We start from the raw sequence: 13,382 nt of genomic DNA on the forward strand, positions 1-13,382 counted from the left end.
TCGCACTCACGTGCCCAGCTTCAGGCGGCGCGTCCTGCCGCACTCTTCGCAGTGCTCCATCCGGCCGAGGAACATGCCCCGGCCGGGTGCAAGCCCATCGACGGCACCTGCCCGCAAGACCAGATGCGCTCAGGGCTTCGTGGCCCGGCGCGCGCGGAACGCGGCCGTCTTGGAGCGGTTCTGGCATGCCGTCGAGCAGAACTGGCGGCCGGCGTTGCGTGAGGTGTCGACGTAGACGCGATCGCACTGGACCGCCTGGCAGACGCCGAGTCGGCCGGCGAGGTCGCCGCCTATCACCATGGCCAGGCCGGTCGCACAGCCGGCGCTCCACCCCACCGCAAGGGTGTCGTCCGCGCCATGGAAATGGACCTGCCAGGGCTCGCCCTCGACACGGTCCAGCTGCGGGCGGGCGCCGTTCGACAGCAGGAGCTCGTTCAGCACCGCGACCGCGTCATCCATGCGGCCGCCGCTCACGCCCTCGAAGACCCGTCGCAGCTTCTGCGCCGTGCCGGCCAGGTGTGCGGCCTGCGCCGGCTCGATCGTGCCCGGGCCGGCGCTGGACGCGGTCAGCGCGGCGTCGACGGCTGCGGGGAGGTCCGCGCCGCGCGGGGCGGTGAACGGCTTGCCGCGCGCTTCGCCGTCGGTCAACGCGTTGACGAGCGAAACGCCCGCATCGAGCAGGACCGCCATGTGACTGTCGAATAGCACTTGACCAGTTACTCCCTCCGGGCCTAACGTCCGTCACTGACAATAGTCGATTCACCAGTGACGAAGATGCGGGGACGTGTATGGGACTCATGGCGCGCGGAGGCCGATTGCCCAGCACCGTCTGGCTGCTGCTCGCCGCCAGGGCGATCAACCGGCTCGGGGCCTTCTCCCTGTCGTTCCTCACCGTCCTCATCAGCACGGATTTCGGAGCGGGCGTCGCCACCGCCGGACTGGTCTCGGCCGCCTTCGGGCTCGCGACGATCCCGTCACGGCTGGCCGGCGGCCGCCTCGCGGACCTACTCGGACGGCGTCGCACCATCGTCCTCGGCCTGACCGGCTGCGCCGTCGCCCAGCTCGGCATCGCCGCGGCGGGCTCGCTGACGGAGGCCGCGGTCTTCGCCGTGCTGCTCGGGCTCGTCTTCGAGCTGTACGAACCGCCGAGCCAGGCGATGATCGCCGACTCCGTGGGCCCCGCCGACCGGGTCCGCGCCTACAGCCTGCTGAACGCCGCCCTGGCCGTCGGCGGCATGGGAGCCGGTCTGATCGCGGCGGGCCTGGGCCGGTGGGACCTGCGCTGGCTGTTCGTCGCCGACGCACTGAGCTGCCTGGCCTGCGCGGTCATCATCCGGATCATTCTGCCCGGCGACCGTCCCGTTCGAGGTGGCCGGGCCGCGTACCGGCCGGCATCCCCCGAACCTGCCGCCGGCACCAAGCCGTGGCGCGATCGGGTGCTGCTCCTCATGCTCGCGTCCGGCACCGTGTACGCCCTGGTGTACCTGCAGGTCATGATGTCGCTTCCGCTGTCTCTGGCGCGCCGCGGCATGCGACCGGCGGACGCGGGAGTGCTCTTCACGGTTTCCGCGGTGACCATCGTCGCCGCTCAGCCGCTGCTGCGGCTCCAGCGCCTCTCGGCGCTGTCCGCGCCCGCGGCGCTCGCGCTCGGCTACGTCCTGCTCGCGGCCGGGCTGACCGGCTACGCGGCAGCGCACACCATGACGGCCTCGCTGCTGGCCACGGTCGTCTGGAGCCTGGGCGACCTGGTGATCCTCGGACGGTCCTACGCACTCGTCGCGGACCTTGCCCCACCCGGCGGCACCGGCCGCTACCTGGCCGTCTACGGCATCAGTTGGGGCATCGCCGGCGTCGCCGCGCCGGTCGTCAGCACCCAGATCCTCGAACACGCGGGACCGGCGGCGCTGTGGTCGGGACTGGCGGCCGTCTCCGTGGCGCTCGCCGGCGGCCAGGTCCCGGTCGCCCGGGCGCTCGCCGCCAGGGAACGGAAGCAGCGGGTGCCGGATCTCGCCGCTGTGGCCGGAGCCTCATGAGGAACGGTGGGCGGAATGGTGTGCCGTTGGGCGGCCGCAGTGGGAAGAACCGACCGTCCCCGGGCGCTGCACTGGGTATGACGAATGGACACCGCATCACCATCGAAGAGGGCACGACCGCGGTACGTGTCGTGCGCGACGGACAGGTCCTGGCGGAGAGCAGCCGCCCGCTGGAGCTCCGTGAGACGGGCTGTCCGGTGCGCTACTACCTGCCGCCAGGGGATGTGCGCACGGAGTTGCTCACCGCCTCCGACACCAGCACGCACTGCCCGTTCAAGGGGGACGCCTCGTACTGGTCGGTGCCAGGCGCGGCCGATCTGGTCTGGGGGTACCACGAGCCGAAGGACGAAGTGGCCGCGATCAAGGACCACTTCTGCTTCTACGACACCGAGGTCGTCACGACGGGATGACGTTTCCGTACAGGGGCCGTGACCGCCCGTCAGGCTCCTGAGGCCACCGGGCCGGACTCCTGTGGAGCGCCGTTACGCACTGAACCCCGGCTCCGGATCGCCCTGAGGGGCGGACCGGAGCCGGGGTTCGGGTGTGTCGGCCGGGGACGTGGTCCGGCTCAGGCGGTGGCGACGGCCGGGAGCCGGTAGGCGCGGTGGGCCAGGCCGATGGTGCGGGTCAGCAGCATCGCCACGGCCATGAAGATCAGCCCGTCGGTGATGGCCGCTCCGGTGACGTCGTGGCTCACACACCAGTCGGTCAGTTGCTGCGGGAACCAGTGGGCCGATCCGTACGAGAAGGCGGCGCGGGCGCCGATGACCGCGGTCCAGAGGAGTGCGTACGGCGCTCCGGAGCCGCTGACCGGCAGGCCCGTCCGAGGGCTCCGGTAGACCCGCATCAGGCCGACGGCGGCGAGCCCGCAGAGGAATCCGACGGCGATGGCGGCTGTCTCCAGCACCAGGCCGGTGCCGTGCGTGGCCGGCTGCTCGAGGAAGAGCGGAATGACGGCGCCGGCGATCAGCGCGGGCCGCAGGATCCGCAACGTGCCGATCTTGCGGTGACCGCCGAGGTCGCTCTCCAGCACGGCCACCAGCACGGCGCCGTTGACGATCATTGCCTCGGTCAGTTGCGACAGCAAGGTGTGCTCCCTGGTGGTGAAGGCTTCATTTCCTGCGATGCCCTCACCTTCGGCCGTTCGGCCGCCGGCGGAATCGGAGCACGGGTCCAGATCCGGTGTGACCTGCCCGGGACCGCGTAGTACCCAGGCGACCGGCCGAGCCCCGATACGGCTCCAGGGGTGACCCGGACGTCACCCCGGACCTCACCCCGCGGTGTGACGCCCGAGCGGGGGCTCTCTCCCTAACGTCGCAGGTGTCGGGCTGGACGGCCCGCCACCCGCATCGACAGAAGGAGGGCGCAGACATGTTGGAAGTGCTTGCCGTCATCGCGATCGTGGCCTACGTGATCGGACGCCAGCTCCTCGGAGAGCCGCTGCGGGGCAAGCGGGTGATCCTGCTGCCGCTCGTCCTGGCGGTGGTCGGACTGACCCGGCTCGGCGGGCACGGCGCGGTGCGGCCCGCGGACGTGGCGCTGCTGGTGGTCGGCGCGGTGATCGCGGCCGCGATCGGCACCGGACAGGGATCGATGATGCGGCTCCGCAACCGCGACGGTGGCCTGTGGGGCCAGATGCCGGCGCGCAGCCTGTGGCTGTGGGCGGCCCTCGTCGGATCCCGCCTCACCCTGATGCTGCTCGCGAGCAGCATGGGAGCCCATGTCGCCGCGTCCTCCGCACCGATCGTCCTGATGCTCGGCATCAACCGCCTGGCACAGGCCGCCATGATCACCCGGCGCGCTCACCGGTCCGGAATCCCGTTCGCCCAGGAGAAGGACGGTTCCGTCTTCCTCGGCGGCCGTCTGCGGGAACTCAACTCGCGCCTTGACGGCCTGACGGGCACATCCTCCAAGCCGTCCAGCACTTCACACCCGTCCAGCCCGTCGAACCCGACCAACCCGTACGACCGGCCGACCACCCGGAGGTAGCGATGGGACTCCACCTTGCGGAGCTCCCGGTCGCGCCCGGCCACCCCGCCCTGCCGTCCGGGCTCCGCGGCGCGGACCGCATGACGGCCGCCCGTGATCGTGACCGCTATCGTGAGCTCATGCTGCGCACGGTGTCCTGGCTCATCAGGGCGGGGGCGTACGGCCTGATCGGGGTCGACGTCTTCCTCCGGGCCTCGCTGGGGCCGGTGGCGCTGCCGGTCACCGTCACGGCCTACGCACTGTGCGGGATCCTGCTGGTGGTGTGCGCGGCGGTGATCAAGCGCAGTGGCACAGCACCCGCGCTGCCGGTGCTTCTCGGACTGATCACGGCCGTCTCCGCGGGGGTGTGCGCCCAGGAGGACGTCACCTCCCTGGTGGCGCTCGGCGTGATCGCCGTCATGGACGCCGGTACCGAAGCCCGGTTGACGGCCGCCTGGGCCGTCTTCGGTGGCGGGGTGGTCGCGGCCGAGGTGGGCGCTCTGCTCACCGATGCGAGCCCGGCGAAGGCGCTCGGTATCCCGCTGTTGCTGATGCTCGGTCTGCTGGCGGGCTTCAACCGCCGCGCCTACCGGCTCCGTGCGGACCAGAGCGCGGCTCTGCTGGCCCAGTCCGAGGAACTGCGGGCCCGGTCGGAGGAACTGCGGGCCGAGCAGCGCCGCGGCGCCGTCCTCGACGAACGCACGCGCATCGCCCGCGAGATCCACGATGTGCTGGCGCACTCGATCGGCGCGCTCGGCATCCAGATCCAGGCCGCCCGCGCCCTCCTCGCCGATACCCCCGATGTGGAACGGGCGGACGGTGTGCTCGCGGTGGCCCAGCGGATGGCCTCCGACGGACTGACCGAAACACGCCGTGCCGTGCACGCGTTGCGCACCGACATGCTCCCTCTCGACGAGGAGCTGGCCCGGATGACCGCCACCCATGAACAGCGCCACGGCACACCGGTCGCCCTGCGGGTGGACGGCGGTCCGGTACCGCTGCCGCCGGACCAGACGCTGGCCCTGGTGCGTACGGCTCAGGAGTCCCTCGTCAACGCCGCCAAACACGCGCCGCACCAGCCGGTGACGCTCACACTGACCTACGGGGACGACAACGTGACGATGAGTATCGCCAATCCGCTCGGAGCCGCGGCCGCCCACGGCTTCGCGACCCTCGACGGCGGCTACGGCCTGACGGGCATGCGGGAGCGCCTGCTGCTGCTCGGCGGCACCCTCACGGCGGGCGCCGCGGACGGCAAGCGCTGGACCGTCACCGCGACGGTTCCCCGATGACCACGCCGGAGAAGCCGCTGCGGGTGATCGTGGCCGACGACCAGGCGAGCGTGCGGGAGGGCCTCGCGCTCATGCTCGACCTGCTCCCGGACCTCGACGTCGTGGGCACGGCCGCCGACGGCCAGGAGGCCCTGGACCTGGTCGCCCGGCACCACCCGGACGCGATCCTGCTCGATCTGCACATGCCGGTGATGGACGGCATCGAGGCCACCCGGCGGCTGACCGCCGAGCACCCGGAGGTGGCCATCGTCGTCCTGACCACCTATGCCGACGACCGCTCCGTGCTCGACACCCTCCAGGCAGGCGCCCGCAGCTATCTGACGAAGGACGCCGACCGGCGGGACATCGCCCACACCCTGCACAGCGCCGCCGCCGGCCTCAGCGTGCTCCACCCGCAGGTTCAGGCCACCCTGCTGGCCGCCGCGCAAGCCGGTCCACGGCAGTCCGAGGATCCGCCCGAGCAGGCACCGACCGCCGAACCTCCGGACGGTCTGACCCGCCGCGAGGTGGAGATCCTCACCCTCATCGGCCGCGGTCGCAACAACACCGAGATCGCCGCGGAACTCTTCCTCAGCGGCAACACCGTCAAGACCCACATCAACCGGATCTTCGCCAAAACCGGCTCCCGCGACCGTTCGGCGGCCACCCGGTACGCCCAGCAGCACGGCCTGATCTGACCGAACTCCGGTCCAGGCCGTGTGTGGCTTCCGTCCGGCGCGACGCCCGTCCACCACCCCAGTTCCCAGGCAGGTGCCCAGTGAACGATGCCGTCCGACTGCCGTTGTCAGGCATCCTGATCGCCGACTTCGGCCGTGTGCTGGCCGCTCCCTACGCGACGATGCTCCTCGCCGACCTCGGCGCTGACGTGGTCAAGGTCGAGCACCCCGACACCGGCGACGACACCCGGGCGTGGGGCCCGCCGCACGCCGAGGGGGAGGCCACGTACTTCCTGTCCGTCAACCGCAACAAACGCTCCTTCGCCGCCGATCTGGGCGACGGGACGAGCCGTCGGCGGGCTCTCGAACTGGTCCGCCGGGCGGATGTGGTGTTCGAGAACTTCCGGCCGGGGACCATGGCCAAGTACGGGCTCTCCTACGAGCAGGCCCGCGCGGTCAACCCGGGCGTCGTCTACTGCTCGGTGACCGGCTTCGGTTCCGGCGAGGGCGCCGCCCTGCCCGGCTACGACCTGCTGCTGCAGGCCGTCGGCGGACTGATGAGCGTGACGGGCCCGGAACCCGGCGAGCCGGTGAAGACGGGCGTGGCCGTGGTGGACGTGCTCACCGGCCTGCATGCCGCGATCGGTGTCCTGGCCGCGCTGCGGCACCGCGATGCGACCGGCGAGGGACAGCACGTCGAGGTCAACCTGCTGTCGTCCCTGCTGTCCAGCCTGGTGAACCAGGCCGGCGGCTTCACGCTGGCGGGCGCGGTGCCGGGGATCATGGGCAACCGGCATCCCTCGATCGCCCCGTACGAGGTCTACCCCGCCGCCGACCGCCCGATGGTGATCGCCGTCGGCAACGACCGGCAGTTCGCCGCCCTGTGCCAGGGACTGGAAGCACCGGAGCTGGCGGCCGATCCCCGGTTCGCCACCAACACCGACCGGGTCGCGCACGTCGACGAACTCGCCGGACAGCTCTCCCGGCTGCTCGAACGCCGCACCGCAGCCGACTGGTTCGAGGTCCTCACACCGCTGGGCGTACCGTGCGGGCCGGTGAACGACCTGGCGGAGGCCTTCGGGCTGGCCGAGCGGCTGGGGCTCGCGCCGCGTGCCACGGTCACGACCGACGACCGGCCGATGGACCTCGTGGCCAACCCCATCGGTCTGTCCCGCACCCCGCCCCGCTACGACCGGCGCCCGCCCCGGCTGGGAGAGCACACCGACGAGATCGCTGCGTGGCTGGACTCGTGAACCCTGCGACGGGACCGGTCCGCGGCCGGGGGACCAGCCGTGTTCCGCGGGCACTACGGACCTCCTGTGCTCAACCTCGTTGACGTTCCGGCACAGTTGTCGGCACCCGGTGTGATGTTCCGTGTCGCCGGGGCGGCGCTGAACGCGACAGCATCGCCCGCTCGTGCAACGACCCTCTTGGAGGTTCCCGATGACTCTTGTCCTCGTTCATGGTGTTCCCGAGACCGCCGAGATCTGGACGCCGCTACGCCGTGAGCTGGGCCGCGACGATGTCGTCACCCTGTCGCCCCCCGGATTCGGCGCGCCCGTACCGGAAGGCTTCGCCGCGACGGCGGACGGCTACTTGGACTGGCTCGTCGGTGAGCTGGAGCGCATCGAAGGGCCGATCGACCTGGTCGGGCACGACTGGGGCGGCGGCCACGTCCAGCGCGTCGTGGCCACCCGGCCCGGACTCGTCCGGTCATGGTGCAGCGACATCGTCGGGGGAGCCGATCCGGCTTACGTCTGGCACGAACTCGCGCAGATCTGGCAGACACCCGGAGCGGGTGAGGAAGCGGTCGCGGCGATGTTCGGCGCTCCGGTCGAGGAGCGGTGCGCGGGGCTCGTCGCCCTCGGGATGACCGCCGAGGCCGCGGAGTCCTCCGCTCGGGCATCGGGCCCCGCGATGGGGGCATGCATCCTGGCGCTGTACCGCTCGGCCGCGCAGCCGGCCCTGACGGAATGGGGCATCGGGCTCGACCGGTCGGAGCTGCCCCCGGGACTCGTCATCAACGCGACCGAGGACAGGTACGTCGGCGGACCGGAGTTCGCGCACCGTGCCGCCGTCCGGTTCGGCGCCCGGGAGGCCGTGCTGGAGGGTCTCGGGCACTGGTGGATGCTCCAGGACCCGCGGCAGGGTGCCGCCGTCCTGAACGACTTCCATGCGAGCCTGGACAGTTGACGGGCACCCCGGCACCTCGGCACCCAGCCCCGGGCCCGGGTAGCTAGGCCGGGTCTGCGCCGACGGAGCCGGCCGCGGTGTCGATGACCTCGTCCAGGACACCGCGGGAACGCAGCAGCTCGTTGATCATCCGGTCGATCCGGTCCCGCTCGGTGGTGAGTTCGGCGACCAGCTCCGGGGTGGCACACACCGACGGGCCGCCGTCCTCGTCCCGCATACAGGGCAGGATCCGGGCGATCTTCGAGCTGTGCAGTCCGGCCGCGTAGAGCTCCTGGATGCGGATGACCCGGTCGACGGCCCGCTCGGCGAAGTCGCGGTGGCCGCCGGGCGTCCGGTCGGACGCCAGCAGGCCCTGCTGCTCGTAGTAGCGCAGCGAACGCTCGCTGACCCCGGTGCGCGCCGCCAGTTCACCGATCCGCATGCCCACCCCGCGACTTGAAACTGACATCAGTGTCAGGTTTTACGTTACCGGCATGACGAACACCGATCAGGTCCCCGTCCCGTCCCGTCTCTTCGAACCCGCTCGCCTCGGCGGTCTGGAACTGCCCAGCCGCCTGGTGATGGCGCCGCTGACGCGCAACCGCGCCGGAGCCGACGGCGTCCCGGGCGAGCTGATGGCCGCCTACTACGCGCAGCGCGCCTCGGCCGGACTGATCATCGCGGAGGCCGCGACGCCGAACGCCGTCGGCCAGACCTACCCGCACATCCCCGGCATCCACAACCCGGCCCAGATCGCCGGGTGGCGGAGGGTCACCGACGCGGTGCACGCGGCCGGCGGCCGCCGTATGTTCCTGCAGTTGCAGCACGGCGGCAGGGTCGGCCATCCCGACACCAGCGGGCACACCCCGCTGGCGCCGTCCGTCGTACCGTTCCCCGAGACGCTGCACACCCCGAGCGGGCTCCGGACCGCCGTCGCGCCCCGTGCGATGACCGCCCGGGACGTCACGTCCACCATCGCCGACTTCGCCACCGCCGCACGTAACGCCGTCGAGGCGGGATTCGCCGGTGTGGAGGTGCACTCCGCCAACGGCCATCTGCTGCACCAGTTCCTGGCGCGGAACACCAACCGCAGGACCGACGAGTGGGGCGGCGCGGTGGAAGGACGCATTCGCTTCACGACCGAGGTGGTGCGGGCCGTCGCCGAGGCCGTCGGCCCGGAGCGGGTCGGGCTGCGGATCTCACCCGGATCCGGTGTCAACGCCGTCGAGGAGGGCGACACCGCGGACCTCTATCCGGCGCTCCTGGAGGCACTCACGGACATCGACCCGGTCTATGTGCACCTGGTCCACGCCGATCCGGACCAGCCCCTGTTCGCCGGAATCCGCAGGACCTGGCCGGGCACCCTGATCGCCAACCCGGTGCTGTCACGCGAAGAGGTCGTGACCGACGGCGGAAAACAGCGGGGCGAGCGCCTGCTGGACGAGGGCGCCGACCTGATCGCACTGGGCCGGGGCTTCCTCGCCAATCCCGACTTCGTGGAGCGGCTGCGTGCGGGTGCACCGCTCAACGAGATCCGCCCGGAGCTGATGATGCACGTGCACGGAGCGGAGGGCTATACGGACTACCCGACGCTCGCGCGGGTGTGAGACGAGCCGGGTCGGAAACCGTCAGGTGTGGGGCGTCGGGATGGGTGCTCCGCACCTGACGGTCAGGCCAGTCGGTGATCGGTCCAGGTCTCCGGGACCTTGTCCGCGCCGTTCCGGACGGTGGGTTCCGCCGGGACGTCGGGACTGTCAGGGGCCCAGCTCACCGTGGTGCCTTCCGGAGAATCAGGCGGAGGCCTTCTTCAGGCAGCTCTCCAGCTGGGTGCGGGGCTTGGCCAGGTTCTTGAACGCGGTCGTGGCGGTCAGTTCGGCCCTCTCGGCGGTGGCGTTGAGGGTCATGGCGTTCTTGGCCTTGGTGGCCTTCTGCGCCAGGGCCGCCTGACGGGTCAGCCGGTCGGCCTGGTAGGTGCCGTCGGCGCCGCCCTTGCTCTTGGCGAGAGCCGCCAGCTTCTTGAGCGCCGTGGCTGCGGCCGCGGCATCCCGGGCGTCGGTGGCCTTGGAGACCGCCATGCCGGCCTGCAGCCCCTCCGAGCCGTACCGCGCCCCCAGGTCGCCCGCCACGTGCGAGCTCTCCTTCAGGACGGCGACGTCCTTCTCGGCCGCGTCGGCCGCCTTCCGTGCGGTGTCCGCCTGGAGGGCGGTTGCCATCGCCTGGTCCTCGGCCGTGAGGTAGGCCAGGTGCTCCTTGGCACACGCGGCCGGAGTGGCGGCGGGGGCGGTCGGGGCGGGCGGCGCGGTCTGTGCCACGGCGGGGGAGGCCAGGGCGAGCAGAACCAACGTGGTCGTGGCGGCTGACGCGGCAGTGCGCAACTTCATGGGGGATCTCCATCGGGACGTGGTGCGGTGTGCGGCGGGACGCCGGCACGGAAGGAGCTGTGCCCCGAGCGAGGTGGCTTCTACTGCCCCATGGGCCCGGATGGAGCAGTCCCGACACCCGAGCGGCCCCCTGCACGGGCTCCGGCCGGTGTGCGCCGGCCCGAGGCGAGCGCCGCCGGCAGGTCTCCGTCAGGCCGGTGAGTTCTGGTGCCGTGCCGGTGCTCGCCCTCGCTGTCAGTGGGTGGGTCTACCGTGGATGGCGCGAGGAACCCATTGTGATCAGGAGGGCCCATGACCACTCTCGAGAACCGGCCGAACACCGCGCTGCTCGTCGTCGATGTGCAGGTCTGCGTCGTCAAGGACGCCCATGAGCGCGACGCGGTCGTCGCCAATGTCGGCAGCCTGGTCGAGCAGGCCCGGGGGGAGCGGGTCCCGGTCGTCTGGGTCCAGCATTCCGACGAGCACCTCGTGCGGGGGAGCGACGACTGGCGGATCGTCCCCGAGCTGACTCCGGGCGAGGCCGAGCCGCTGGTCGAGAAGAACTACGGCGACGCCTTCGAGGACACCACCCTGGAGAGCGTGCTGTCGGACCTCGGCGTCGGGCGGCTCGTCGTCGCCGGTGCGGAGACCGACGCGTGCATCCGCTCGACCCTCCACGGTGCCTTCGCGCGCGGCTACGACGCGACGCTCGTCAGTGACGCCCACACGACCGGGGACCAGTCGGAATGGGGCGCGCCGCCGCCGGACCAGGTCATCGCGCACACGAACCTGTACTGGACCTACCAGACGGCCCCCGGACGGACCGCCGGGACGGTCGCGACCAAGGACGTCGACTTCGGTGGCACCTCCTGACGCCCGGGAACACGGCCCGGCGGGGAAGCTAGGGCCTGTCGTCTGGATCTCCGCGGCGTCGCGGTGTCCAGCACGCACATCTGCCGCGTTGTCGTCGGTCGACGACGCTCCGCGTCGCCTCCCTCCTCCGCCTTGCAGCTGCACGCACCGGACACCGCTCCTTCCCCCACGGAGATCCAGACGACAGACCCTAGTCGCCGGCGGGCATCAGCTTGGTGACCTTGCCCTTGGGATCTGCTTCCAGGTAGCCGCCGTCGTAGGCGTCGGCGAGGTAGACGGCGATGCCCGCGGGGGTGTTGAAGATGTTGTTGGGCTGGCGGATCACGAGGTAGCGCGTCGTGGGCTTGGGGACCTTCAGGTCCTTCTGCGCCCGGCTGAGCAGGGCGGGCAGCGCGTCCCAGTTGAAGAGGTCCATGCTGACGGGCTGTTCGCCGCCCATCAGCGTCCCGCTGATCGTGCTGCGGGTCACGCCTTCGCCGACGCGGTAGTCGTAGCTGTCGTAGTGGGTGGCGCTGCCCTTGACCATGCCTTCGGCGGAGATGTACTCCGGGTAGACCACGAAGCGGCCGACCTTGTCGGTCCCCATCCGCGCCTTCAGTTCCTTGATCGCCGCACGGATGCCGTCGGGCGTCAGCAGGCTCACCTTGACCGGATCCTTCTCCGGTGGCGTCGTGGGCTGTGCGGTCGTCGGTGCCGGTCCCGATGAGTGTGACGTGGCGGCGCTCGAGCCGGGCTTCCCGGACACGACGTTGTCGCCGTCGTGCTCCGGGACCAGCGTCCACACCAGCAGGCCCGACAGCACGGTTCCGCAGACCGCCGAGCCGATCGCCACCCGCCGAGTGCGGAGTTTGCGCCGCTCGTCGCCGATGGACGGCCGTGTCGCGCCCGCTCCCGGGCCGGGGTACTGCGAGGCGTAGGGGGAGGGGTACTGCGAGGGATGGGGCGAGGGTCCGGCGCCGTGCGGAACGGCGTCGTGGGGCGGGGGCGGCCCGAATCCGTCCGGCCGCGCCGATGTGGGCTCCGCGACGGGAGGCCTCAGCGGGAAGGACGTCGCCTCGGGCACGGATCCAGGACCTTGCACCGGTCCTGAGCCGAGTACGGGGCCGGTCGCCCGGTGTTGAGCCGCGACCGCCAGCATGCGGTCCATGGATTCGGCGTCCGGCCGGTCGGCCGGATCCTTGACCAGAAGGGCGTTGAGGAATGCTGTCAGCGGCCCGGCCTGCCGTGGCGGCGGAAGCTCCTCGTTGAGGACGGCGGCCAGCGTGGCCAGCGTGGTTGCCCTGCGCAGCGGGTGATGGCCCTCCACCGCCACGTACAGCATCATCGCCAGGGACCACAGGTCCGAACTCGGCCCGCCGCCGTCCCCGGTGATCCGCTCGGGGGCCATGAAGTCGGGGGTGCCGATCATCGATCCGGTGGCCGTCAGGACCGTGGATGACTCACGGATCGCGGCAATGCCGAAGTCGGTGAGCACCGGGCGCCCGTCCGGGCGCAGCAGGACGTTGGGGGGTTTCACGTCCCGGTGCTGAATTCCCACGGCGTGCGCGGCCCGTAGTGCGGCCAGCAGTTCGCGGCCCAACACGGCCGCCTCCACCGGATCCATCGGCCCGCGCGCGAGCCGGTCCTGAAGCGATCCGCCGGTCACCAGCTCCATCACGAGCCAGGGATAGGTGCCCTCACCGCCGTCCACGACATGGTGGATGGTCACCACGTTGGGATGTTCGACCCGGGCCAGCGCACGGGCCTCCCGCAGTACCCGGGCCCGCAACAGGCTTGCGGCGGGCGGATCGTACTCGGCCAGCCCGGGATCCGACGGGCGTACTTCCTTGAGCGCCACCGCCCGGTCGAGCACGAGATCGCGTGCCCGCCACACCAGCCCCATGCCACCGCTGCCTAGCCGCGCCTCCAGCTCGAAGCGACCGTCGATGACCCGTCTGCCGGACTCCCCGTTACTCATGGCCCGGAGCCTACGAGACACCCGGGAAGATCACACACCCACCCGCCTGGACTCGCTTGCGCAGCAAGGAA

At 71.4% G+C, this 13,382-nt stretch carries 14 protein-coding genes; 9 read left to right on the forward strand and 5 right to left on the reverse strand.

Going from position 1 to position 13,382, the window contains the following annotated elements; all coding sequences use genetic code 11:
- Positions 1 to 129: 129 nt before the first annotated feature.
- Positions 130 to 708, reverse strand: coding sequence for a CGNR zinc finger domain-containing protein (locus LNW72_RS37870; protein ID WP_250979558.1), 579 nt, complete (start codon positions 706 to 708; stop codon positions 130 to 132).
- A gap of 107 nt (positions 709 to 815) precedes the next feature.
- Between LNW72_RS37870 and LNW72_RS37875 the strand changes: the two genes are divergently transcribed.
- Together LNW72_RS37875 and LNW72_RS37880 are read left to right on the forward strand one after the other, a co-directional pair.
- Positions 816 to 2,033: an MFS transporter gene (locus LNW72_RS37875; protein WP_250979559.1), complete on the forward strand. Its 1,218-nt coding sequence runs from the start codon at positions 816 to 818 to the stop codon at positions 2,031 to 2,033.
- A gap of 77 nt (positions 2,034 to 2,110) precedes the next feature.
- Complete coding sequence (locus tag LNW72_RS37880; RefSeq protein ID WP_374117382.1) at positions 2,111 to 2,443, forward strand: DUF427 domain-containing protein; 333 nt, start codon at positions 2,111 to 2,113, stop codon at positions 2,441 to 2,443.
- A gap of 158 nt (positions 2,444 to 2,601) precedes the next feature.
- On the opposite strand, the gene LNW72_RS37885 is transcribed toward LNW72_RS37880, so the two are convergent.
- Positions 2,602 to 3,120 (reverse strand): hypothetical protein, encoded by a 519-nt coding sequence (locus LNW72_RS37885; protein WP_250979560.1) that lies wholly within the window; start codon positions 3,118 to 3,120, stop codon positions 2,602 to 2,604.
- A gap of 284 nt (positions 3,121 to 3,404) precedes the next feature.
- On the opposite strand from LNW72_RS37885, the gene LNW72_RS37890 reads away from it, so the two are divergent.
- The 5 genes from LNW72_RS37890 (at position 3,405) to LNW72_RS37910 (ending at position 8,142) form a co-directional block, all read left to right on the forward strand.
- Entirely contained in the window at positions 3,405 to 4,022 is a 618-nt protein-coding gene (locus LNW72_RS37890) for a hypothetical protein (RefSeq protein ID WP_250979561.1), read from the forward strand.
- Between the two features lie 2 nt (positions 4,023 to 4,024).
- Positions 4,025 to 5,293 carry a histidine kinase gene (locus LNW72_RS37895; protein WP_250979562.1) on the forward strand — a complete coding sequence of 423 codons (1,269 nt, stop codon included), beginning with the start codon at positions 4,025 to 4,027 and terminating at the stop codon, positions 5,291 to 5,293.
- On the forward strand, positions 5,290 to 5,970 hold the full coding sequence (locus tag LNW72_RS37900) for a response regulator transcription factor (RefSeq protein ID WP_250979563.1): 681 nt from the start codon (positions 5,290 to 5,292) through the stop codon (positions 5,968 to 5,970). The genes LNW72_RS37895 and LNW72_RS37900 overlap by 4 nt, the downstream gene beginning before the upstream one ends.
- 80 nt (positions 5,971 to 6,050) lie before the next feature.
- Positions 6,051 to 7,202: a CoA transferase gene (locus LNW72_RS37905; protein ID WP_250979564.1), complete on the forward strand. Its 1,152-nt coding sequence runs from the start codon at positions 6,051 to 6,053 to the stop codon at positions 7,200 to 7,202.
- Positions 7,203 to 7,392: 190 nt separating this feature from the next.
- A complete protein-coding gene (locus LNW72_RS37910) occupies positions 7,393 to 8,142 on the forward strand; it encodes an alpha/beta fold hydrolase (protein ID WP_250979565.1) in 750 nt (249 codons plus the stop codon).
- 43 nt (positions 8,143 to 8,185) lie between these two features.
- Here LNW72_RS37910 and LNW72_RS37915 read toward each other — a convergent pair whose 3' ends face one another.
- On the reverse strand, positions 8,186 to 8,563 hold the full coding sequence (locus LNW72_RS37915; protein WP_250980465.1) for a MerR family transcriptional regulator: 378 nt from the start codon (positions 8,561 to 8,563) through the stop codon (positions 8,186 to 8,188).
- A 52-nt stretch (positions 8,564 to 8,615) separates the two neighbouring features.
- On the opposite strand from LNW72_RS37915, the gene LNW72_RS37920 reads away from it, so the two are divergent.
- Positions 8,616 to 9,728 (forward strand): alkene reductase, encoded by a 1,113-nt coding sequence (locus tag LNW72_RS37920; RefSeq protein ID WP_250979566.1) that lies wholly within the window; start codon positions 8,616 to 8,618, stop codon positions 9,726 to 9,728.
- A 183-nt stretch (positions 9,729 to 9,911) separates the two neighbouring features.
- Here the strand turns inward: LNW72_RS37920 and LNW72_RS37925 are convergent, their stop codons facing one another.
- Positions 9,912 to 10,502: a hypothetical protein gene (locus LNW72_RS37925; protein ID WP_250979567.1), complete on the reverse strand. Its 591-nt coding sequence runs from the start codon at positions 10,500 to 10,502 to the stop codon at positions 9,912 to 9,914.
- Between the two features lie 291 nt (positions 10,503 to 10,793).
- Here LNW72_RS37925 and LNW72_RS37930 point away from each other — a divergent pair, with 291 nt between their 5' ends.
- Positions 10,794 to 11,354 (forward strand): cysteine hydrolase family protein, encoded by a 561-nt coding sequence (locus LNW72_RS37930; RefSeq protein ID WP_250979568.1) that lies wholly within the window; start codon positions 10,794 to 10,796, stop codon positions 11,352 to 11,354.
- Positions 11,355 to 11,544: 190 nt separating this feature from the next.
- Here the strand turns inward: LNW72_RS37930 and LNW72_RS37935 are convergent, their stop codons facing one another.
- Positions 11,545 to 13,311 carry a serine/threonine protein kinase gene (locus LNW72_RS37935; RefSeq protein WP_250979569.1) on the reverse strand — a complete coding sequence of 589 codons (1,767 nt, stop codon included), beginning with the start codon at positions 13,309 to 13,311 and terminating at the stop codon, positions 11,545 to 11,547.
- Positions 13,312 to 13,382: the final 71 nt, after the last annotated feature.

Origin of the sequence: Streptomyces sp. RKAG293 (genome assembly GCF_023701745.1) — a bacterium.
Lineage (GTDB): Bacteria > Actinomycetota > Actinomycetes > Streptomycetales > Streptomycetaceae > Actinacidiphila.